The sequence below is a fragment of the Streptomyces sp. NBC_00510 genome, from assembly GCA_036013505.1.
Classification (GTDB): Bacteria; Actinomycetota; Actinomycetes; order Streptomycetales; family Streptomycetaceae; genus Actinacidiphila.
The window spans coordinates 4,846,073-4,866,531 of the sequence record CP107851.1; the positions used below are offsets into that span (position 1 = coordinate 4,846,073).

The window sequence follows — 20,459 nt, forward strand, 5'->3', positions numbered from 1 at the left end:
CATGGAGGATCAACCCAGCGGGACCGTCTTTGCACGATCCCAGGGTCGTTCCCAGCCCGCGTGGTGGAGGATCCGGTCGATCAGGCCCGCGGTGAAACCCCACACCAGGGCGTCCCGCACCAGGAACGCGGGCCCCTGGAAGCCGCTGGGATGCGTCACCATGGCCCGGTTGGCGGGATCGGTGAGATCCGCCACGGGGACGGTGAACACCCGTGCGGTCTCGGCCAGGTCGACCGCTCCCACCGGGGACGGCGTACGCCACCAGCCGAGGACCGGCGTCACGACGAAATCGCTCACCGGGATGTAGAGCCGCGGAAGCACCCCGAAGACCTGCACCCCCGACGGGTCGAGGCCGGTCTCCTCCCAGGCCTCGCGCAGCGCCGCCCGCAGCGGCCCCTCGCCCTCCGGGTCGCCGTCCTCCGGGTCGAGCGCGCCGCCCGGGAAGGAGGGCTGCCCCGCGTGCGAGCGCAGGGAGGCCGCCCGCTCCATCAGGAGCAGCTCGGGCCCCTCGGCGCCCGCGCCGAGGAGGATGAGGACGGCGGAGGGACGGCCGCCGCTCGGCGGCGGCAGGAAGCGGCTGAGCTGCTCGGGCCGTACGCCGTCGACCGCGCGGACCACCGGGCCGAGCCAGGACGGCAGCCCCTCGCGGTCGACCGTGACGTCCTCGATGTCGGGTCGTGCCTGCGTCACTCCACCTCCAGCGGCGGCGCCGCCGTGCCCGGGAATCCCGGCGGCGGCTTGAGCCGCTGCCCCGGGCCACCGCCCATCTCGTACTTCAGCAGCTTCTTCGCCTTCTCCGGATCCGTCTCGCCCTCGCCGTACGACGGGCACAGCGGCGCGATCGGGCAGACGCCGCAGGCGGGGCGGCGGGCGTGGCACATCCGGCGGCCGTGGAAGATCAGACGGTGCGAGAGCATCGTCCACTCGCTCTTCGGGAAGATCGCCATGATGTCCTGCTCGATCTTCTCCGGCTCCTTCGCGCCGGTCCAGCCGAAACGGTGGACCAGCCGCTGGAAGTGGGTGTCCACGGTGAGGCCGGGGACGCCGAAGGCGTTGCCGAGCACCACGTTGGCCGTCTTGCGGCCCACGCCGGGCAGCGTGACCAGGTCCTCCAGCCGGCCGGGCACCTCGCCGCCGAAGGTGTCACGGAGCGCCGCCGACAGACCGAGCAGCGCCCGCGCCTTGGCGCGGAAGAAGCCGGTGGGACGGAGGATCTGCTCCAGCTCCTCCGGGTCGGCGGCCGCCAGGTCCTCCGGCGTCGGGTACTTCGCGAACAGCGCGGGGGTGGTCTGGTTGACCCTCAGGTCGGTCGTCTGGGCCGAGAGCACCGTGGCGACGAGCAACTGGAAGGGGTTCTCGAAGTCGAGCTCGGGGTGGGCGTACGGGTACACCTCGGCGAGCTCGCGGTTGATCCGCCGGGCCCTGCGGACCATCGCGAGCCGCGACTCGGGCTTGCCGGACGCCCGCGCGCGGCCGCCGGGCGTCGCCCGGGCGGGCTGTTCGCTCACAGCGGAATCCGCGGCGGCGGTCACCCTCCCGGCCCCGCCACCCTGCCGTTTCTTCTGCGCACTTGGCGTATCGGACACCCGGCCAGCCTAAGCCTCACCACCGACAATCGCCCTGGAGAGCCGTGATCCGGCCCCCAAACGGACCCCCGGAGCACAATCACACGAGCACATAAGACAGACTTGTGATTGATCGCACTGTTTTGCTGTCGGGCATGATGGGGACCGACCCAGCGATGTCGACAAGGAGAGAGCTCGTGGACGACGTTCTGCGGCGCGCACCGCTTTTCGCGGCGCTCGACGATGAGCAGGCCGCTGAACTGCGCGCCTCCATGACGGAGGTCACGCTCGCGCGTGGCGACTCGCTGTTCCACGAGGGGGAACCCGGGGACCGGCTGTACGTCGTCACCGAGGGCAAGGTGAAGCTGCACCGCACCTCCCCCGACGGCCGCGAGAACATGCTCGCCGTCGTCGGCCCCGGCGAGCTGATCGGTGAGCTGTCGCTCTTCGACCCCGGCCCGCGCACCGCCACCGCCACCGCGCTGACCGAGGTCAAGCTCCTCGGCCTCGGCCACGGCGACCTGCAGCCGTGGCTCAACGCCCGCCCCGAGGTCTCCACCGCGCTGCTGCGCGCCGTCGCCCGGCGCCTGCGCCGCACCAACGACGTCATGTCCGACCTGGTCTTCTCCGACGTCCCGGGCCGCGTCGCCAAGGCGCTGCTGGACCTGTCGCGCCGCTTCGGCGTGCAGTCCGAGGAGGGCATCCACGTCGTCCACGACCTCACGCAGGAGGAGCTCGCCCAGCTGGTGGGCGCCTCCCGCGAGACCGTCAACAAGGCCCTCGCCGACTTCGCGGGCCGCGGCTGGCTGCGCCTGGAGGCGCGGGCGGTCATCCTGCTGGACGTCGAGCGGCTGGCGAAGCGCTCGCGCTGACGCCCGTACGCGTACGAAGGGGCGCCCACCCGGAGGTGGGCGCCCCTTCGGCGTCTCCTGCAGCGTCCGCGGGGCGCGGGGGCGCCGGGCGGGCACACCGGACGTCAGATCAGCCCGTGCTCCAGCAGGTAGTCCAGCTGCGCCCGCACCGACAGCTCGGCGGCCGGCCACAAGGCGCGGTCGACGTCCGCGTAGACGTGCGCGACGACCTCGGAGGGGGTCGCGAGGCCCTGCTCGACGGCCGTCTCGACCTGGGCGAGGCGGTGGGCGCGGTGGGCGAGGTAGAACTCGACCGCGCCCCGGGCGTCGGCCAGGACCGGGCCGTGGCCGGGCAGGACGGTGGCGACGCCGTCGTGCATCGTGAGCGCCTGCAGCCGGCGCAGGGAGTCCAGGTAGTCACCCAGCCGCCCGTCGGGGTGGGCGACGACCGTGGTGCCACGGCCGAGGACGGTGTCGCCGGTGAGCACGGCCCGGTCGGCGGGCAGGTGGAAGGAGAGCGAGTCCGCGGTGTGCCCGGGGGTGGGCACGACGCGCAGTTCCAGACCTCCGGTGGTGACGACGTCGCCCGCGGACAGGCCCTCGTCGCCCAGGCGCAGCGCCGGGTCGAGGGCGCGCACCGCCGTCCCCGTCAGCTCGGCGAAGCGGCCCGCGCCCTCGGCGTGGTCGGGGTGGCCGTGGGTGAGCAGGGTGAGGGCGATCCGCTTGCCGAGGGAGTGCGCGGTGGAGACCACGTTGTTCAGGTGGCCCTCGTCGAGCGGCCCCGGGTCGATGACGACGGCGAGCTCGGAGTCCGGCTCGGAGACGAGCCAGGTGTTCGTGCCGTCCAGCGTCATGGGCGAGGGGTTCGGCGCGAGCACGCACACCGCGCGGGCGGTCGCCCGGCCCCCGACCTCCGCGCGGGGCTTGCCGGGCTGAAGGGCCGAGGTCATTCGGCGGCTCCCATGCGCTTGGTGAACTCCTCGTGGCCGGGCCAGGTCAGCACGATCTCCTCGCCCACCAGCGTGGCCCGAGCCAGCACCGGGGTGAGGTCGCGCCCGTCCGCGGCGCCCGCCAGGGCCGCTGACGCCGAGTCGTACGGCAGCAGCTCCCGCAGCGTCGCGATCGTCGGCGGCAGCATGGTCATCTCGCCGCGGTCGTAACCGGCCACGGCCTCGGCGGGCCGCAGCCACACCGTGCGGTCCGCCTCGCCCGACACGTCGCGGGTGCGCTGGCCGGGCGGGAGCGCGGTCACGAAGAACCAGGTGTCGTAACGGCGCTCCTCGAACTCCGGGGTGATCCAGCGGGCCCACGGGCCGAGCAGGTCGGAGCGGAGCACCAGGGAACGGCGGGCGAGGAAGTCGGCGAAGGACAGCTCCCGCGAGACCAGGGCGCGCCGGTCGGCCTCCCAGTCCTCGCCGGTGGTGTCCGCGACGACGGACCCCTCGTCGGGCCCGGCCAGCAGCACGCCTGACTCCTCGAAGGTCTCGCGCACGGCCGCGCACACGATCGCCTGCGCGGCGGCGGGGTCCAGGCCCTCGCCCAGCCGGGCGGCCCAGGTCGGCGGCGGGGGTCCCGCCCAGGCCACCGGACGCTCGTCGCGCGGGTCCACACCGCCACCGGGATAGGCGTACGCGCCCGCGGCGAAGGCCATCGAGGCCCGGCGCCGCAGCATGTGCACGGCGGGGCCGCCGTCGGCGTCCCGCAGCAGCAGGACGGTCGCCGCACGGCGCGGCACGACGGGCTCCAGGGTGCCCGCGGTGAGGGCGCGGATGCGCTCGGGCCAGCTCGCCGGGAACCACTGGCCGTTCGTGGTGGTCATGTGGCGGATGCTATGCGCTTCCGCGGGGATGTTCGATAGGGCCCGGGCCGGGCGGGCCCGGGGTACCCCTCCGGTGGCCGGGGCACGGCTCCGCCGGAGGGGTGCGGGACGTCAGTCCTCGACCTCGACCTGGATCTCGACCTCGACCGGCGCGTCGAGCGGCAGGACGGCCACGCCGACGGCGCTGCGGGCGTGCACGCCCTTCTCGCCGAGGACCTCGCCGAGCAGCTCGCTCGCGCCGTTGACGACGGCAGGCTGCCCGGTGAAGTCGGGGGCGGAGGCGACGAAGCCGACGACCTTCACGACGCGCTTGACGCGGTCGAGGTCACCCACGACGGAGCGGACCGCGGCCAGGGCGTTGAGCGCGCAGGTACGGGCGAGTTGCTTGGCCTCGTCCGCGGTGACCTCGGCGCCGACCTTGCCGGTGCAGGTCAGCTTGCCCTCGACGAGCGGCAGCTGGCCCGCGGTGAAGACGTACGCACCGGACCGGACGGCCGGGACGTACGCGGCGAGCGGGGCGGCCACCGCGGGGAGCTCCAGCCCCAGTTCCGCCAGCCGCTGCTCGACCGCGCTCACGCGTTCTTCTCCCGCTTGAAGTACGCCACCAGCTGCTCGGGGTTGTTCGGGCCCGGCACGACCTGGACGAGCTCCCAGCCGTCCTCGCCCCAGGTGTCCAGGATCTGCTTCGTCGCGTGCACCAGCAGCGGCACGGTCGCGTATTCCCACTTCGTCATGAGGGGACTGTAATGCCTGGCACAGCCCCGCCCCCGAGTAGCCCCGCCCTCGACTGGTTAGGCTCGCAGGTGTGAGGCTCCACATCGTGACGGGCAAGGGCGGTACCGGCAAGACGACGGTCGCCGCCGCGCTGGCACTCGCCCTCGCCGCCGAGGGTCGACGGACACTGCTGACGGAGGTGGAGGGACGGCAGGGCATCGCACAGCTCTTCGAGACCGAGGCCCTCCCCTACGAGGAGCGCAAGATCGCCGTGGCCCCGGGCGGCGGCGAGGTGTACGCCCTGGCCATCGACGCCGAACAGGCGCTGCTGGACTACCTCGACATGTTCTACAAGCTCGGCCGGGCCGGCCGGGCCCTGAAGAAGCTGGGCGCGATCGACTTCGCCACCACCGTGGCGCCGGGACTGCGCGACGTCCTGCTGACCGGCAAGGTCTGCGAGGCCGTGCGCCGCAAGGACCGGGCGGGCTGGCGGTCGTACGACGCGGTGGTGCTGGACGCGCCGCCGACGGGGCGGATCACGCGCTTCCTCAACGTCAACGACGAGGTCGCCGGCCTGGCCCGGTTCGGCCCGATACACAATCAGGCGCAGGCCGTGATGAGGGTGATGAAGTCCCCGGAGACGGCGGTGCACCTGGTCACCCTCCTGGAGGAGATGCCGGTCCAGGAGACCGTGGACGGCGTGGCCGAGCTGCGCGAGGCGGGGCTGCCGACCGGGGCCGTGGTCATCAACATGGTGCGCCCCGTGGTGATGGACGGCGCGGCCGTGGCCTCGGCGCGCGACGGGCAGCGCACGGCGATCGCCAAGGCGCTCTCCCAGGCCGGGCTGGGCGGCGCGCGGCGCGGCGGCCTCGCGGAGCGGCTCGTCGACCCGCTGCTGGCGCAGGCGCACGAGCACGCCGAGCGCGTGGCCCTGGAACGGGCCCAGCGCGAGGAACTGGCCGCGCTGGGGCTGCCCGCGTACGAGCTGGAGCTGATGGGCGACGGGGTCGATCTCGGCGGGTTGTACAGATTGGCTGAAAATCTGCGGAAGCAGGGGCTGGGGGTCGCATGAGCCTGGAGAGTCCGGTATTGGACATCGACCCGCTGATCGACGATCCGAGGACCCGGATCGTCGTCTGCTGCGGCTCGGGCGGGGTCGGCAAGACCACCACGGCCGCGGCGCTGGGCGTCCGTGCCGCCGAGCGCGGCCGCAAGGCCGTCGTGCTGACCATCGACCCGGCGCGTCGGCTGGCGCAGTCCATGGGCCTCACGGAACTCGACAACACCCCGCGCAAGGTGGCCGGGATCGACGAGTCCGCGGGCGGTGAGCTGCACGCGATGATGCTCGACATGAAGCGGACCTTCGACGAGGTCGTGCTCCAGCACACGGACCAGGAGCGGGCCCGGGCGATCCTGGACAACCCCTTCTACCAGTCGCTCTCCGCGGGCTTCGCCGGCACGCAGGAGTACATGGCCATGGAGAAGCTGGGCCAGCTGCGCGCGCTCGACGCGTGGGACCTGATCATCGTCGACACCCCGCCGAGCCGGTCGGCGCTGGACTTCCTGGACGCCCCCAAGCGGCTGGGGTCCTTCCTGGACGGGCGCTTCATCCGGCTGCTGATGGCCCCCGCGAAGGTCGGCGGGCGGGCCGGCATGAAGTTCCTCAACGTCGGGATGTCGATGATGACCGGCACGCTCAGCAAGGTCATGGGCGCGCACCTGCTGCGCGACGTGCAGACTTTCGTGGCGGCGATGGACTCGATGTTCGGCGGCTTCCGCTCCCGTGCGGACGCCACCTACAAGCTGCTCCAGGCGAACGGGACGGCGTTCCTGGTGGTGGCCGCGCCGGAGCGGGACGCGCTGCGGGAGGCCTCGTACTTCGTGGAGCGGCTGGCGGCGGAGGACATGCCGCTCGCCGGGCTGGTGCTGAACCGTGTGCACGGCAGCGGGGCGGCGCAGCTCACGGCGGAGCGGGCGCTGGCGGCGGCGGAAGCACTGGACGACCTGGACGACCTGGATGCCGATGACGCCTCCGACGCCGACCCCGTCGCCGGATATCCGTCAACTCCCCGGCTGACCGGGGAGTTTGACGAATCCGCAGAAAATCTTCAAAGCGTCGGCATTGTGGATCAGCCCGGCGGGAAAGCTGGACTCCGTACGGCCGACGGCGGCGAAGGGACCCCCAGTACGGACAGTGCGGACACCAGCTCTCCCGAATCGCCCACCGGCTCCCCGACCGTTTCCGTGCCCGCGCAGGACGCCGCCGCGCGCCGGTCCACGGACCCGCTGGACGCCGACCGCCTCACCGCCGGCCTGCTGCGCCTGCACGCCGAACGGATGCAGCTGGTCGCGCGCGAGCGGCGCACCCGTGAGCGTTTCGTCTCGGTGCACCCGGACGTGCCCATGGTGGACGTCGCGGCCCTGCCCGGCGACGTGCACGACCTCGAGGGCCTGCGCGCGATCGGCGAACGTCTCGCGCAGGGTCAGCCGACGGCGGCGTAGTCGTCGTAGTCCCCGTCGTAGCCCTCGTCGTCGAGCGGGAGCACACCCGTGCTGCGCTCGTACTCCGTGCGCGCCGTCTCCAGGAGCCTGCGCCACGAGGTGACCGTTGGACGCCGGCGCAGCAGCGCCCTGCGCTCCCGCTCGGTCATCCCGCCCCAGACGCCGAATTCCACACGGTTGTCCAGGGCGTCGGCCAGGCACTCGGTGCGTACCGGGCAGCCGGTGCACACCGCCTTGGCCCTGTTCTGGGCCGCTCCCTGGACGAAAAGTTCATCCGGATCCGTCGTGCGGCACGCGGCCTGCGTACTCCAGTCCGTAACCCAGCTGCTCATGCTGGCGCCGTCCTCTCCCGAATCGAGGCTCCCCCACGGCGGCAAGCGGCATATTCACCGTTGCCAGTTGAGGACGTTACGGAAGGTGGGCACGGCGCAACAGCCCTTTCAGGCCCAATCTTGAATGGCCCGAACGGACTATGGGTACGCGGCAGATCACCCGACGGAGTGAGCCGACGGCAGAACGGGCGAATTGCCGCAAAACGGTCAGCTCGCCACTTCCGGGGCCTGAGATCCAGGTCATATGGCTGGCATATGACAGGAATTCGGGCAGTTCTCATCACCCACAAGAGTGAGGATGGAAGACAGACGTGTGCGCAGTGTTCGCGCCTGTCTGTTACAGAGTAGGCGAACAAGCATGCCCACGTCTTAAGAATGGCAACGTAAGCTGCACCCCATGGGTCACAAGCGATCGCGCCCCACCAGCAGCGGCGGCACCAGTACCGCTCAGCAGGCCGCCAAGTTCCTGGGTGTCAGCGTCCTCGCCGGCGTCGTGCTGGCCGGCATCGCGCTCCCCGCGGCGGGGGCGCTCGGACTGAGCGCCAAGGGCACCGCGGCCGGCTTCGACTCCCTGCCGGGCGAGCTGAAGCGCCCGCCGCTCTCGCAGAGCACCCGGATCCTGGACGTCAAGGGCGACCTGATCGCGAACGTCTACTCGCGCGACCGCACGGTCGTGGGGCTCGACAAGATCAGCAAGCCGATGCAGCAGGCCATCGTCGCCATCGAGGACGCCCGCTTCTACGAGCACGGCGCGATCGACGTCAAGGGCATCCTGCGCGCGCTCAACAAGAACGCCCAGGAGGGCGGTGTCTCCGAGGGCGCGTCCACCCTGACGCAGCAGTACGTGAAGAACGTCTTCATCGAGGAGGCCGGCGACGACCCCACCAAGGTCCAGCAGGCCACCCAGCAGACCATCGGCCGCAAGATCAAAGAGATGAAGTACGCCATCCAGCTCGAGCAGGAGCTGGGGAAGCAGAAGATCCTCGAGAACTACCTCAACATCACCTTCTTCGGCGAGCAGGCCTACGGGGTCGAGGCCGCCTCCCGGCGCTACTTCAGCAAGTCCGCCAAGGACCTGTCGCTCACCGAGTCCGCGCTGCTGGCCGGCCTCGTCCAGTCGCCGAGCCGCTACGACCCCGTGAACGACCCGGAGGAGGCCAAGAAGCGCCGCGACGTGGTGCTGCAGCGCATGGCCGACCTGAAGGACGTCACGCAGGCCGAGGCCGACGCCGCGAAGAAGAAGCCGCTCGGCCTCAAGATCAGCCAGCCCAAGAACGGCTGCATCACCGCCGTCAACGGCGCCGGGTTCTTCTGCGACTACGTCCGCCAGGTCTTCCTCAGCGACAAGGCCTTCGGCAAGACCAAGGCCGAGCGCACCAAGCGCTGGGACCAGGGCGGCCTCACCGTCCGCACCACCCTCGACCCGAAGGCGCAGCGGGCGGTCCAGGACTCGATCAGCCAGCACGTGTACAAGAGCGACGACGTCGCCACCGCCGTGACCCTGGTCCAGCCCGGCACGGGCAAAGTCGTCGGGATGGGCCAGTCCCGCCCGTACGGCTTCAAGAAGAACCAGACCCAGATCAACTACTCCGTCGACCGGAACATGGGCGGCGGCGCGGGCTACCAGCCGGGTTCGACGTTCAAGCCCTTCACCGCCGCGGCCGCCCTGGAGAAGGGCATGTCGACGGCCCAGTCCTACCCCTCGCCGTACGAGATGCCGTACCCGGACGTGACCGACTGCGACGGCAACCGCTACACCAGCAACGACAAGGTGCCCAACGAGAGCAAGTCCGAGGTCGGCCCGTACGGGATGCGGGAGGCGCTGGCGAAGTCGATCAACACCTACTTCGTCTCCCTGGAGGCCGACGCCGGCCTGTGCGACGTGACCCGGATGGTCAACTCCCTCGGCATCACCAAGCGCGCCGGCGGGACCAAGCTGGGCCTCGGCGCCTCCTTCACCCTCGGCGTCAACGAGATGTCGCCGCTGAAGATGGCCGCCGCCTACGCGACCTTCGCCAACAAGGGCGAGTACTGCACCCCGGTCGCCATCGAGTCGATCACCGACGCGAACGGCAAGAAGCTGCCGGTGCCCAAGACCGAGTGCGAGCGGGCCATGTCCGAGCAGACCGCCTCCACGATCAACACCCTTCTCAAGGGCGTGGTCGAGGACGGCACCGGTCAGCAGGCCGGGCTCAGCGACCGCGACAGCGCGGGCAAGACCGGTACGACGGACTACCGCTACGCCGCCTGGTTCGTGGGCTACACCTCGGACATGGCGGGTGCCGTCTGGGTCGGCGACCCGGCCCACAAGCGCAGGATGACCAACATCACCATCGGCGGCCGCTACCACACCGAGGTCTACGGCGCCGACACCCCGGGCCCGATCTGGAAGGACGCGATGTCCGGCGCCCTGGCCGGCACCGTCTCGCCCGGCCTGCCGACGGTCGCCATCAAGGATCCCGAGAAGCCGCGCAACGACGATGACGACCACCACGGCCGCGGTGACAACGGCGGCAACGGCAACGGTGGCGACGACGGCCTGCTCGGCGGGATCTTCGGCGGCGACACCCTCGGCGCCGACGGGGCCAACGGCTTCACCACCGGCGGTGGCAACGGCCGCAGCGGCGGGAACAACGGCACCACGGGTCCCGGGACCGGCACCCCCGAGACGGGCGGCACCGGGCCGGGCTGATCCCACCGCGGGACGCGACATGACGCCGAAGGGGCGCCGGGACCGATCGGTCCCGGCGCCCCTTCGGCGTTCCGGTGGAGGGGGCCCGGCGGGCCACGCCGCCGTCCGTGGCGTCGGCCGCCGTCAGCCGCCCGCGAGCTGCTTGCGCACCTCGGCGGCGACCCGGCCGCCCTCGGCCAGGCCGGCGACCTTCGGGTTCACGATCTTCATGACCGCGCCGATCGCCTTCGGCCCTTCGGCCCCCGACTCCTTGATCGCCGCGGCGACGATGCCGGCCAGCTCCGCGTCGTCCAGCTGCTTGGGCAGGTAGGCGTCCAGTACCTCGCGCTCGGCCAGCTCACGCTCCGCGGCCTCCTTGCGGCCGCCCTGCTCGAAGGCGTCGGCGGCCTCCCGGCGCTTCTTCGCCTCGCGGGCGATCACCTTCAGCACCTCGTCGTCGGAGAGCTCGCGCGCCTCCTTGCCCGCGACCTCCTCCTTGGTGATCGCGGTGAGGGTGAGACGGAGGGTGGACGAGGTCAGTTCGTCCCGCCCCTTGATGGCAGCCGTGAGGTCGTCGTGCAGACGCTTCTTGAGCGTGGTGGTCATGGCGTCGAGTCTGCCAGGTCGCCGCCGGGAGGGCCGGAAATTTATCCCTGACGTGCCGTCTGCCACCATGGAGGGCATGCGCGCGCGATACGGAGTACCCCTGGGCATCACAGCTGCCGGTGCGGCCTGCGTGGCCTACGCGGCCGGAATCGAGGCGCGGTCGTTCCGGCTGCGCAGGGTGGCGGTGCCGGTGCTGCCGGCCGGGATGCGGCCGATCCGCGTCCTGCAGGTCTCCGACATCCACATGGTCCGCGGTCAGAACAAGAAGCGCCGCTGGCTGCAGTCGCTGGCCGGGCTCCGCCCCGACTTCGTCGTGAACACCGGCGACAACCTCTCCGACCCCCAGGGCGTCCCCGAGCTGCTGGACGCCCTCGGGCCGCTGCTCGACCTCCCCGGGGCGTACGTCTTCGGCTCCAACGACTACTACGGCCCCACCCCGCGCAACCCCGCCCGCTACCTCGTCGAGCGCCTCCGGGGCGCGCACGGCCTCAACGGCCAGAACAACCCCGCCATCGGCGTCATCCGCAACCCCTGGGAGGAGATCCGCGACGCCTTCGACGTGGCCGGCTGGGTCGGGGTCAACAACACCCGCGGCCGCCTCAAGCTCGACGACGGCATCGAGATCGCCTTCGCGGGCCTCGACGACCCCCACATCCGCCGCGACCGCTACGCCGCCATCGCCGGCGGCCCCGACGCGGACGCCGACCTCTCGCTCGCGGTCGTCCACGCCCCGTACCTGCGCGTGCTCGACTCCTTCACGGCCGACCGCTACCCGCTGATCCTCGCCGGGCACACGCACGGCGGCCAGCTGTGCATCCCCTTCTACGGCGCCCTCGTCACCAACTGCGACATCGACGCGGACCGGGTCAAGGGCCTGTCCACCCACGAGGCCACCGGCCACCGCTCCTACCTGCACGTCTCCGCAGGCTGCGGCACCAACCGCTACACCCCGGTCCGCTTCGCCTGCCCGCCCGAGGCCACCCTGCTCACCCTGACGCCGGGCGCCTGAGCCGCCGGCGAAAACCGGATTTCGTCTCCAGCGGGAGGTCCGCTAGAGTAATCCTCGTCGCGCCGGGCCCGAGGCCACGACGCAACACCGGGGTGTGGCGCAGCTTGGTAGCGCGCTTCGTTCGGGACGAAGAGGCCGTGGGTTCAAATCCCGCCACCCCGACTTCGTAGATGCAGATCAGGGCTCCCGGGAATTTTCCCGGGAGCCCTGACTCGTGTCATGTGACTATCCGCCTGACCATCGCTCGCGGTCCCGGTCGGAGCCGGGGTCGGTCATGAGGGCTTCGCCGCGCTCTGCGCATTGAGCCACTCGGCGAACGTCTGGGTGCCGCGGGGGCCGGGGCCGGTCGGCAACAGGCCACCGCTGCGCATCCCGCCGGGGAAGTACAGGGGCACGACCGGACGGCGGCGCGCGCCGCCCGCGGCGATGAGGCGCCGGGCCAGGTCGACCAGGGACTCGACCTGCGGGCCCGCGAGCTCGGGGGCCATCCCCTTCGGCGGTTCGAGGGCGAGGTCGACGAGGGCCTCGGCCACTTCCCGTACGGCGATGGGCTGGACCGGCGCCGTCGGCACCAGCGCGATCGGTCCGGGGACACCGCTCAGCGCCTGACCCACGAACTCGTAGAACTGCGTCGCCCGCATGATGGTCCATGGCACCGGCCCGCCCCGGATGATCTCCTCCTGGCGCAACTTGCCCGTGTAGTAGGGGTGCCCGACCCGGTCGACCCCCACGATCGACGGCGTCACGAGGTGCCGGACCCCGGCACGCTCGGCCGCACCGATGAGGTTCCGTCCCGCCTTCTCGAAGAAGCCGACGGCCACCGACTTGCGGTTCGTGGTCACGTTGCTGACGTCGATCACCGCGTCGGCCCCGGTCAGCGCCGTGTCCAGCCCCGACCCGCTCACCAGGTCGACACCCTGTCCGCGTGACAGCACCACGGGCTCGTGTCCGCGGGCCCGCACGGCCTCCACCACGAAACGTCCGGCCACCCCGGTACCGCCGGCGACTGCGATCTTCATGACTGCTCCTGTCCTCTCGGTGCTGCACGAGAGGAAGGAACGGGCCACACCCATCGCGTCAGCTCCACCTATTGTTACGATCGCGATCGTATCATTCAATACCAATAGGGATGGCCACCCCACCGCCTGCCGGCCGCCCCGAGGCCGCCGTGATCAGCGCTTCCTGCACGGCCTCGGCGTCAGCCGGATCCGGGAACACCCGGCGCACATCGCCTCGGCCGAGCGGGATCGCTTCCTCCACGGGGACGAGTCCGACCCGACGCGAGCCCGCGGCCAAGGCCTGGACGCGCGGCGTACGGCGTACGGGTCAGCCGCAGATCGTGCCGGGGGCGGGGAGTTCGCCGTGGGTCAGGTAGAGGTCGACGGCGTCGTCGATGCAGGGGCTGCCGCGGTGGTAGGCGGTGTGGCCGTCGCCGTCGTAGGTGAGGAGGTGGCCGGAGTCGAGTTGACGGGCGAGGGACTGGGCCCAGGGGTACGGGGTGGCGGGGTCGCGGGTGGTGCCGACGACGAGGATGGGGGCGGCGCCGGGGGCGGCGATGGAGTGCGGGGTCTGGGTCGCCGGGACGGGCCAGTGGGTGCACAGCACCAGGAACGTGGCCAGTGAGGTGCCGAATTGGGGCGAGGCGTGCAGGAAGGCGGGCAGTGCGGCCTGGGCCTGGGCCTCGGAGAAGCGGGCGCCGAGGGTGGAGCTGAGGCAGTCGACGGCGAGGAGGGCGTCCGCGGCGTTGCCGGAGTCGCCTTCGTCCGTGCCGGCGAACTGCTGCAGTTCGGTGGTGTCGCCGGCCAGGATCTGGCGCAGCATGGTGCGCAGTTCCTCCCAGGAGGCCTCGCGCAGGGCCGTGATGACCGCGGTGAGGAGGTCCTCGCCGGTGATGGTGATGTCCTTGCCCTGGCGCAGCGGGCCGGCGTCCAGCTTGTCCCGCAGGCCGTCGAGGACGCGGCCGGCCTCCGCGACGGAGTGGCCCACCGGGCAGTCGGGGCGGGCGGCGCAGTCGGCGGCGAAGGAGTCCCAGGCCAGCTGGTACCCGGCGGTGCTGTCCAGGTTCTCGCGGTAGCCGTCGATAGCGGGGTCGACGGCGCCGTCGAGGACCATGCGGCCGACCCGCGAGGGGAACAGCTCGGCGTAGGTCGCGCCGAGGTAGGTGCCGTAGGAGTAGCCGAGGTAGTGCAGGCGCTCGTCGCCGAGGAGGGCGCGGACGACGTCCATGTCGCGTGCCGCGTCGGGGGTGCCGAGGTGGGGCAGCAGTTCCCCGGCGTGCTCCTCGCAGGCGTCGGCGAGTTCCTCGAACGCCTCGTAGGAGTCGGTGATCTCGGCCGCGTCACCGGACAGCCGCAGGCCGAAGCCCATGGGGGTGGCCGGGCTGTCGGTGGCGCAGTCCACGGGGGTGCTGTACTGCACGCCGCGCGGGTCGACGGCGACCAGGTCGTACGCGGAGCGCGTGGCCGGGGAGAAGGTGCCGGCGGCGGCGACCAGGTAGTCGACGGCGGACTCGCCGGGGCCGCCGGGGTTGATCTGGAGCGAGCCGACACGGGCGCCGGCGTCGCCGGTGGCCCGCACGCGGGCGGCGGTCAGGGTGATGTCGCCCGCTTCCGGGCGGGCGTAGTCCAGGGGCACCGTCACGGTGGCGCACTGGAAGCCGGGCACGTCCTGGCAGGCTTCCCAGTCGAGGTGCTGCTCGTAGTAGCGCCGCAGCTCCGGGGGTACGCCCGCCGCGGGGTCCGCGGCCGCCCGGCCGGCGTCGGGGGACGGCTGCAGCGGGCCGGCGGTGGCGCAGGCAGCGGTCAGCAGGAGCCCGCAGGTGCTCAGCACCGCGAGCGCGCCGCGCAGCCTGCGCCGGGGTATCCCGTCGGTGTCCCGTACAGCGATCATCGCCACGCCTTCCTCGTACGCCCGTGTGACGGGGGGACCGCCGGACGCGGCGCCCGGGCCGGCCCGGGGGGTCAGGGTCCGGTCGTGTCGCGGAGCGCTCGGACGCGCCCCCCGCGACTCCGCTGCGTCACCACCCCATCACACGTCGTGCGTGGCGGCGGCCCGAGTGGGCCGAACGCGTGAACTTCCGGGGTGCCCGGACAGGGGTTCAGCGGGGCGCGTAGGCGATGCGCTCGAAGGGCCAGGCGCGGGCCAGCCAGTCGCTGACGACGCGGTGGAGTGCGGCGTCCAGGGCGGCGTGGGGGGCGCTGACCCAGGAGCGGACGTTGATGACGCCGGGCTCGGTGCGGGAGCCGTAGACGTACACGCAGCCGATGACGTCGCCGCCGGGGACGGACAGGACGGTGTAGGTGAAGCCGGTCCGCCGCTCGAAGTCCTCCGCGTGCTTGCGCAGGTCCTCCAGGTTGGCCTCCAGGCTCATCCCGTCCGGCGGCGGCCAGGAGCGGCCCTCGAAGCCGGGGGTGGCGCGGATGTGGTCGATGCCGGACGTCCAGGCGGCATGGTCGGCGGCGTTGTGCTGCGGGCCGAGGGGTTCCAGGCGGAAGCGGTCGGTGGCGGGCGGGTCCGGGACGACGAAGTCCGGCGGGACGAGGGGCTGTTGGGTGTCGGTCATGGCGCGAGGGTAGCCGGGTGCCGCCCGGACCGTCGCCGGTGCGCTGCCGCCGTGCGAAGGTGGGGCCATGGGTGTCGAGTTCGTGGTCTTCATGACGCTGCCGGGCCTGGTGATCCTGCTGATCGGGGTGGCCTTCGTCGACCAGGTGCTGCGGGCGGGCCGGTGGGGCGGACGGAGCGGGCAGGTCTCCGCGACCGGTTTCGAGCAGCTGCACGCGAGCTTCTCGCCGGGCAAGCGGAGCGAGTTGGACGAGCGCCGGGCGACGCTGATGCTGCGCGACGAGGAGGGCGATGGGGCGCCCCCGCGGTCGCGGGTGGACCTGGGGCGGGGGACGGCGCTGATCGTCGTTCCGGGGTGTGATCGCAGCGGGTGACGACGGCCACGGTCCGCTGCGGGGCGCGATCGGGTTTGATGGTGGCATGAGCGACGTCATGGCTGGTATGCCGGATTGGGAGAAGCGCTTCCGGGCGCCACGCGTCGGACTGCCGGAGTGGGCGGAGGACGCCCCCCACCGCAGCCTGTTCGTGTCGAATGCGACGGGTACCTACGAGCTGTACGCGTGGGACCGGACGACCGGGGCGCAGCGGCAGGTCACCGACCGGCCGAACGGCACGTCGGACGGGACGCTGACGCCGGACGGCGCGTGGGTGTGGTGGTTCGCGGACACCGACGGGGACGAGTTCGGGGTCTGGATGCGGCAGCCCTTCGCGGGCGGCCCGGACGAGCCGGCCGCGCCCGGTCTGGAGCCCTCGTACCCTGCGGGGCTGGCGCTGGGCCGGGGCGGGCTGTCGGTGGTCGGCCGCTCCACCGACGAGGAGGGCACGACGATCCACGTCGTGCGTCCCGGGGCGGAGCCGGTGGAGATCTACCGGCACGAGGAGTCGGGCGGGGTCGGCGCGCTGTCGGAGGACGGCACGCTGGTCGTCGTCGAGCACACCGAGCACGGCGACGCGATGCACTCGGCGCTGCGGGTCGTCACGACGGACGGCACGACGGTCGCGGAGCTGGACGACAGCGAGGGCGGCACGAAGGAACTGGGCCTGGAGTGCCTGGGGTTCGCCCCCGTGGCCGGCGACGCCCGGCTGCTGGTGGCGCACCAGCGGCGCGGCCGCTGGGAGCCGATGGTCTGGGACGTCGCGGCGGGCACGGAGACCGCCCTGGCGATCGACCTGCCCGGTGACGTCGCGGCGGAGTGGTACCCGGACGGCACCGCGCTGCTGGTGGTGCACTCCTACCGGGCCCGCAGCGAGATCTACCGCTACGGGCTGGCGGACGGGGAGCTGACCCGGCTGGACACCCCGGCGGGCTCGGTGAGCGGCGCGACGGCCCGCCCCGACGGCACGGTGGAGTTCCTGTGGTCGTCGGCGGCGGCGCCCTCCGAGGTGCGGTCGACGACCGGCGCCGTGGTGCTGGAGGCGCCGGGCGAGCGGGCCCCGGGCTCGCTGCCGGTGGAGGACGTGTGGGTGGACGGGCCCGGCGGGCCGGTGCACGCGCTCGTCCAGCGGCCCGCGCGGGGCGAGGGCCCGTACCCGACGGTGTTCGAGATCCACGGCGGGCCCACCTGGCACGACTCGGACGCCTTCGCGGCCGGCCCGGCGGCCTGGCTGGACCACGGCTACGCGGTGGTGCGGGTCAACTACCGCGGTTCCACGGGCTACGGCCGGGAGTGGACGGACGCGCTCAAGCACCGCGTCGGCCTGATCGAGCTGGAGGACATCGCGGCGGTCCGGACGTGGGCGGTGGAGTCGGGCTTCGCCGACCCGGCCCGGCTGGTGCTGTCCGGCGGCTCCTGGGGCGGCTTCCTGACGCTGCTGGGGCTGGGCACCCAGCCCGAGCTGTGGACGGTGGGCCTGGCGGCGGTGCCGGTCGCGGACTACGTGACGGCGTACGGCGACGAGATGGAGGCGCTGAAGGCGCTGGACCGCACCCTGTTCGGCGGGTCCCCCGAGGAGGTCCCGGACCGCTACGAGGCGTCCTCGCCGATCACGTACGTGGCGCGGGTCAAGGCCCCGGTCTACGTCTCGGCGGGCCTCAACGACCCGCGCTGCCCGATCCGGCAGATCGACAACTACGTCGAGCGGCTGGCGGGCCTGGGCAAGGCGCACGAGGTCTACCGCTACGACGCCGGGCACGGCTCGCTCGTCGTCGACGAGCGGATCAAGCAGCTACGACTGGAGCTGGACTTCGTCCGGCGCCACCTCGGCGGCTGAGGCCGCGGCCGGCCCCTCCTCCCCGGTGAGGCCGAGCTCGGCGTCGCGCCGGGTCTCGGCCTCCCGCCGGACGAGCCGGAACCACATGAAGACCACGAAGCCCGCGAAGACGAACCACTCGCCGGTGTAGCCGAGGTTCTGGAAGGCCTTGAGGTCCAGGCCGGTGCCGCTCGGCGCGACCGGCGGGACGGCCCGCAGGGGCGCGCGGACGGCCTCGGTCTGGGTGATCCAGGCGCCGTACACCTGGTACGGGACGAGGTTGACCAGGGACGCCGCACTGATGATCCCCAGCTGTCCCTCGGCGAGCCCGCCGCGGCCGATCGCGCCGTCGCTGTCGGCGCTCTCGGGGGCCTGCAGGGCCCCGGTGACGGTGACCTCCCCGGCGGGCGGTGCGGGCACGTCGGCGGCGGACGCGCGGTCCGCGTCGCCGGGCAGCCAGCCGCGGACGACGGGCAGGGCGGCGGCGCCGTCGCCGGTCAGCAGCGGGGTGAGCACGTAGTAGCCGGTGCGTCCGTCGACCTCGCGGCCGGGCACGAGGAACTGGTGCGCCGTGTCGTAGCGGCCGGTGGCCCGTACTGTGCGGCCGGCCGTCTCGGTGGTGAGCGCGGAGGTCGCCCGCGGCAGCAGGCGCTCCAGCGGCGCCGCGTCCCGGGCGGTGGCCGCGGGCTTGTCCTGGGCGGCGCGGTGGCTGTCGACGCGGGCCTCGAACCGGCTCAGCTGCCAGCTGCCCATGAACGTGCAGAGGACCACGGCGCACACCATGAAGAGGTGCCCGCCCAGCCAGCGGGGGGACAGCAGGAACCGGTACACGCCGTCAACGGTACGGGGCGCCCGGGCGTCCCCGGGAACCGCCCCCCGCTACTGTGCGGCGATGGCGCCGGTCTTGTAGACCGTCCCGGCGCAGGCACCGCCGATCGTCGCCATGACGACGGGCGCTCCGGCCTCGGGCGTGTGGCTCAGCACGATGCTGCCCGCCGGGCCGCCCTGGCCGGGGCCGTCCACGCCCGCCGGGGGCGCGGACGCCTCGCCGGACGGGGTGTTGGTGGCGGTCGCGGTGGGCGTCGGCGTGGCCGGGGGTGTGCAGCCGCCCGAGTCGCCGCCGGCGGCCGGGACCCAGGTGAACTCGACCCGGTAGCTCTGCCCGGACTTGAGGATCAGCGCCGTGCCGAGGGAGTCGGGCAGTGTGGTGCCGTCGTTCGGGGTGTGGTCGACGACACTGATGCGGGCGGAGTCGGCCGCGCCCTGGGTGGAGGAGACGCTGACCGAACCGCCGCCGTCGACGGTGCACGAGCCCTTCGAGGTGTTCGCCACCTGGAACCAGCCGTTGACCCGGCCCGAGCCGTCGGCGGCGCCGGCGTAGCCGGAGGCGTTGCCGAGGTCGCCGGTGGTGCACAGCGGGGCGTTGGCCGCGAGCGTGTCGGAGGGGTCCGCGGAGTCCGAGGCCCCGGGGGTGACGTGCCCGTGGGAGCCGCCGGTGCGCGTGGGGTCCTCGTCGGAACGGCCGTCGCCGTCGGACGGGGTGGGCGTGCCGGCGCCGGCGGCCGGACCGTTCGCGTCGCCGTCGGTGCCACCGGTGTCCTGGGCGCTGGAGGCGTTGGCGGTGCCGGTCTTGGCGGATCCGGAGAGGTCCGCCGCGTGGAGGGCGGCGGGGACCGCGACCAGCGCCAGCAGGCACGCGGCCGCGCTGCCCGCCAGCAACTGCCGACGGTGCGCCCGCCGGGCGGGGACCGCGCGGCGCAGGTGTTCCAGCGCCTCCTGGCCCGGCTGGATGTCGCTCACGGCGTCGCGCATGAGCCGGCGCAGCGCCAGTTCGTCGGGGTTCAGCCGCTCCTCGGGGCTGCCGCCGCCGATGTCGTTCTCGGGTTCCATACCGCCGGGTGGGTTCGGGTTGGTCATGCCGGGGCCTCCATCGCGACGCGGAGCGCCGCGAGACCACGCGAGCCGTACGCCTTCACCGAGCCTAGGGAAATGCCGAGGGTCTCGGCTACTTGGGCTTCGGTCATGTCGGCGAAGTAGCGCATGACGAGGACCTCGCGCTGCCGGCGCTGCAGCTTGCGCAGGGCCGCCTTCAGCTCGTCGCGCTCCAGCGCCTCGTACGCCCCCTCCTCGGCGCTCGCCATGTCGGGCATGGGCTTGGACAGCAGCCGCATGCCCATGATGCGGCGGCGCAGCGCGGAGCGGGAGAGGTTGACGACGGTCTGCCGGAGGTAGGCGAGGGTCTTCTCGGGTTCGCGGACCCGCTTGCGGGCCGAGTGGACACGGATGAAGGCCTCCTGGACGACGTCCTCGCAGGAGGCGGTGTCGTCCAGCAGGAGTGCGGCGAGGCCGAGCAGCGAGCGGTAGTGGGCCCGGTAGGTCTCGGTGAGGTGGTCGACGGTGGTCCCGACTGACATCGCGGCGTCAGTGTCGCCGCGGTCGCGGTCCGAGGGCGCCTGCACCACAGGCCAGGGCGCGATCACCGGGATGCCGCCGACCGCGCGCGACGGCCGCCGGACGTGCGGACGCGCCGGAGCGCTGCCCCGCCCCACGAGGGGTGCTTCGATGCCGAGTGCCTCTGCCACGCCTGTTGGACACGCGTCCCCCCGTCAGGGTTGTACGCCCGAGGCACCGTTTTTGAC

Annotated in this window: 22 protein-coding genes and 1 tRNA gene; 8 read left to right on the plus strand and 15 right to left on the minus strand. The window is 72.7% G+C overall.

Annotated elements, in window-relative coordinates; all coding sequences use genetic code 11:
* Positions 1–9: 9 nt before the first annotated feature.
* Together OG937_21725 and nth are read right to left on the minus strand one after the other, a co-directional pair.
* Positions 10–690 carry a CoA pyrophosphatase gene (locus OG937_21725; GenBank protein ID WUD74123.1) on the minus strand — a complete coding sequence of 227 codons (681 nt, stop codon included), beginning with the start codon at positions 688–690 and terminating at the stop codon, positions 10–12.
* The gene (gene nth, locus OG937_21730) at positions 687–1,508 is read right to left on the minus strand and encodes an endonuclease III (protein WUD74124.1); all 822 of its coding nucleotides are present in this window, start codon (positions 1,506–1,508) and stop codon (positions 687–689) included. Before nth ends, OG937_21725 begins: the two co-directional genes overlap by 4 nt.
* Before the next feature lie 254 nt (positions 1,509–1,762).
* On the opposite strand from nth, the gene OG937_21735 reads away from it, so the two are divergent.
* Complete coding sequence (locus tag OG937_21735) at positions 1,763–2,437, plus strand: Crp/Fnr family transcriptional regulator (protein ID WUD74125.1); 675 nt, start codon at positions 1,763–1,765, stop codon at positions 2,435–2,437.
* A 104-nt stretch (positions 2,438–2,541) separates the two neighbouring features.
* Here the strand turns inward: OG937_21735 and OG937_21740 are convergent, their stop codons facing one another.
* The 4 genes from OG937_21740 to OG937_21755 all read right to left on the minus strand — a co-directional run bounded on the left by OG937_21740 (position 2,542) and on the right by OG937_21755 (position 4,969).
* Complete coding sequence (locus tag OG937_21740; protein ID WUD74126.1) at positions 2,542–3,366, minus strand: MBL fold metallo-hydrolase; 825 nt, start codon at positions 3,364–3,366, stop codon at positions 2,542–2,544.
* Entirely contained in the window at positions 3,363–4,235 is an 873-nt protein-coding gene (locus OG937_21745; GenBank protein ID WUD74127.1) for an NUDIX hydrolase, read from the minus strand. Before OG937_21745 ends, OG937_21740 begins: the two co-directional genes overlap by 4 nt.
* 111 nt (positions 4,236–4,346) lie before the next feature.
* A complete protein-coding gene (locus tag OG937_21750; protein ID WUD74128.1) occupies positions 4,347–4,811 on the minus strand; it encodes a RidA family protein in 465 nt (154 codons plus the stop codon).
* Complete coding sequence (locus OG937_21755) at positions 4,808–4,969, minus strand: DUF4177 domain-containing protein (GenBank protein ID WUD74129.1); 162 nt, start codon at positions 4,967–4,969, stop codon at positions 4,808–4,810. The genes OG937_21750 and OG937_21755 overlap by 4 nt, the downstream gene beginning before the upstream one ends.
* 71 nt (positions 4,970–5,040) lie before the next feature.
* Between OG937_21755 and OG937_21760 the strand changes: the two genes are divergently transcribed.
* Together OG937_21760 and OG937_21765 are read left to right on the plus strand one after the other, a co-directional pair.
* The gene (locus tag OG937_21760; GenBank protein WUD74130.1) at positions 5,041–6,021 is read left to right on the plus strand and encodes an ATPase; all 981 of its coding nucleotides are present in this window, start codon (positions 5,041–5,043) and stop codon (positions 6,019–6,021) included.
* On the plus strand, positions 6,018–7,451 hold the full coding sequence (locus OG937_21765) for an ArsA family ATPase (GenBank protein WUD74131.1): 1,434 nt from the start codon (positions 6,018–6,020) through the stop codon (positions 7,449–7,451). The genes OG937_21760 and OG937_21765 overlap by 4 nt, the downstream gene beginning before the upstream one ends.
* On the opposite strand, the gene OG937_21770 is transcribed toward OG937_21765, so the two are convergent.
* The gene (locus tag OG937_21770; protein WUD74132.1) at positions 7,433–7,783 is read right to left on the minus strand and encodes a WhiB family transcriptional regulator; all 351 of its coding nucleotides are present in this window, start codon (positions 7,781–7,783) and stop codon (positions 7,433–7,435) included. The genes OG937_21765 and OG937_21770 overlap by 19 nt on opposite strands.
* A 397-nt stretch (positions 7,784–8,180) precedes the next feature.
* Here OG937_21770 and OG937_21775 point away from each other — a divergent pair, with 397 nt between their 5' ends.
* Positions 8,181–10,475: a penicillin-binding protein gene (locus OG937_21775; protein ID WUD74133.1), complete on the plus strand. Its 2,295-nt coding sequence runs from the start codon at positions 8,181–8,183 to the stop codon at positions 10,473–10,475.
* Positions 10,476–10,598: 123 nt separating this feature from the next.
* Here the strand turns inward: OG937_21775 and OG937_21780 are convergent, their stop codons facing one another.
* A complete protein-coding gene (locus OG937_21780; GenBank protein ID WUD74134.1) occupies positions 10,599–11,060 on the minus strand; it encodes a GatB/YqeY domain-containing protein in 462 nt (153 codons plus the stop codon).
* 76 nt (positions 11,061–11,136) lie between these two features.
* Here OG937_21780 and OG937_21785 point away from each other — a divergent pair, with 76 nt between their 5' ends.
* Complete coding sequence (locus tag OG937_21785) at positions 11,137–12,069, plus strand: metallophosphoesterase (protein ID WUD74135.1); 933 nt, start codon at positions 11,137–11,139, stop codon at positions 12,067–12,069.
* A gap of 88 nt (positions 12,070–12,157) precedes the next feature.
* Positions 12,158–12,231 (plus strand) — tRNA-Pro (locus OG937_21790).
* A gap of 110 nt (positions 12,232–12,341) precedes the next feature.
* On the opposite strand, the gene OG937_21795 is transcribed toward OG937_21790, so the two are convergent.
* The 4 genes from OG937_21795 to OG937_21810 all read right to left on the minus strand — a co-directional run bounded on the left by OG937_21795 (position 12,342) and on the right by OG937_21810 (position 15,631).
* The gene (locus OG937_21795; GenBank protein WUD74136.1) at positions 12,342–13,088 is read right to left on the minus strand and encodes an NAD(P)H-binding protein; all 747 of its coding nucleotides are present in this window, start codon (positions 13,086–13,088) and stop codon (positions 12,342–12,344) included.
* Positions 13,089–13,179: 91 nt separating this feature from the next.
* Entirely contained in the window at positions 13,180–13,329 is a 150-nt protein-coding gene (locus OG937_21800; GenBank protein ID WUD74137.1) for a hypothetical protein, read from the minus strand.
* A 66-nt stretch (positions 13,330–13,395) separates the two neighbouring features.
* A complete protein-coding gene (locus tag OG937_21805) occupies positions 13,396–14,958 on the minus strand; it encodes an alpha/beta hydrolase (GenBank protein ID WUD74138.1) in 1,563 nt (520 codons plus the stop codon).
* Positions 14,959–15,166: 208 nt separating this feature from the next.
* Entirely contained in the window at positions 15,167–15,631 is a 465-nt protein-coding gene (locus tag OG937_21810) for an N-acetyltransferase (protein WUD74139.1), read from the minus strand.
* A gap of 67 nt (positions 15,632–15,698) precedes the next feature.
* On the opposite strand from OG937_21810, the gene OG937_21815 reads away from it, so the two are divergent.
* A complete protein-coding gene (locus tag OG937_21815; protein WUD74140.1) occupies positions 15,699–16,004 on the plus strand; it encodes a DUF6191 domain-containing protein in 306 nt (101 codons plus the stop codon).
* A 46-nt stretch (positions 16,005–16,050) separates the two neighbouring features.
* Positions 16,051–17,841 carry a prolyl oligopeptidase family serine peptidase gene (locus tag OG937_21820; GenBank protein ID WUD74141.1) on the plus strand — a complete coding sequence of 597 codons (1,791 nt, stop codon included), beginning with the start codon at positions 16,051–16,053 and terminating at the stop codon, positions 17,839–17,841.
* On the opposite strand, the gene OG937_21825 is transcribed toward OG937_21820, so the two are convergent.
* The 3 genes from OG937_21825 to OG937_21835 are packed head-to-tail and all read right to left on the minus strand — an operon-like array spanning position 17,797 to position 20,369.
* Positions 17,797–18,651 (minus strand): SURF1 family protein, encoded by an 855-nt coding sequence (locus OG937_21825; GenBank protein ID WUD74142.1) that lies wholly within the window; start codon positions 18,649–18,651, stop codon positions 17,797–17,799. The two genes, OG937_21820 and OG937_21825, sit on opposite strands and share 45 nt — an antisense overlap.
* A gap of 48 nt (positions 18,652–18,699) precedes the next feature.
* Positions 18,700–19,737: a hypothetical protein gene (locus OG937_21830; GenBank protein ID WUD74143.1), complete on the minus strand. Its 1,038-nt coding sequence runs from the start codon at positions 19,735–19,737 to the stop codon at positions 18,700–18,702.
* Positions 19,734–20,369: a SigE family RNA polymerase sigma factor gene (locus tag OG937_21835; protein ID WUD78838.1), complete on the minus strand. Its 636-nt coding sequence runs from the start codon at positions 20,367–20,369 to the stop codon at positions 19,734–19,736. The genes OG937_21830 and OG937_21835 overlap by 4 nt, the downstream gene beginning before the upstream one ends.
* Between the last annotated feature and the right edge of the window lie 90 nt (positions 20,370–20,459).

Excerpts from the sequence above, each read along its gene's own strand:
- OG937_21755 (WUD74129.1), bottom strand. The coding sequence starts at position 4,969 with ATGACGAAGTGGGAATACGCGACCGTGCCGCTGCTGGTGCACGCGACG.
- OG937_21745 (WUD74127.1), bottom strand. The coding sequence starts at position 4,235 with ATGACCACCACGAACGGCCAGTGGTTCCCGGCGAGCTGGCCCGAGCGC.
- OG937_21830 (WUD74143.1), bottom strand. The coding sequence starts at position 19,737 with ATGACCAACCCGAACCCACCCGGCGGTATGGAACCCGAGAACGACATC.
- OG937_21805 (WUD74138.1), bottom strand. The coding sequence starts at position 14,958 with ATGATCGCTGTACGGGACACCGACGGGATACCCCGGCGCAGGCTGCGC.
- OG937_21815 (WUD74140.1), top strand. The coding sequence starts at position 15,699 with ATGGGTGTCGAGTTCGTGGTCTTCATGACGCTGCCGGGCCTGGTGATC.
- OG937_21770 (WUD74132.1), bottom strand. The coding sequence starts at position 7,783 with ATGAGCAGCTGGGTTACGGACTGGAGTACGCAGGCCGCGTGCCGCACG.
- OG937_21780 (WUD74134.1), bottom strand. The coding sequence starts at position 11,060 with ATGACCACCACGCTCAAGAAGCGTCTGCACGACGACCTCACGGCTGCC.
- OG937_21795 (WUD74136.1), bottom strand. The coding sequence starts at position 13,088 with ATGAAGATCGCAGTCGCCGGCGGTACCGGGGTGGCCGGACGTTTCGTG.
- OG937_21765 (WUD74131.1), top strand. The coding sequence starts at position 6,018 with ATGAGCCTGGAGAGTCCGGTATTGGACATCGACCCGCTGATCGACGAT.
- OG937_21740 (WUD74126.1), bottom strand. The coding sequence starts at position 3,366 with ATGACCTCGGCCCTTCAGCCCGGCAAGCCCCGCGCGGAGGTCGGGGGC.
- OG937_21820 (WUD74141.1), top strand. The coding sequence starts at position 16,051 with ATGAGCGACGTCATGGCTGGTATGCCGGATTGGGAGAAGCGCTTCCGG.
- OG937_21775 (WUD74133.1), top strand. The coding sequence starts at position 8,181 with ATGGGTCACAAGCGATCGCGCCCCACCAGCAGCGGCGGCACCAGTACC.
- OG937_21810 (WUD74139.1), bottom strand. The coding sequence starts at position 15,631 with ATGACCGACACCCAACAGCCCCTCGTCCCGCCGGACTTCGTCGTCCCG.
- OG937_21785 (WUD74135.1), top strand. The coding sequence starts at position 11,137 with ATGCGCGCGCGATACGGAGTACCCCTGGGCATCACAGCTGCCGGTGCG.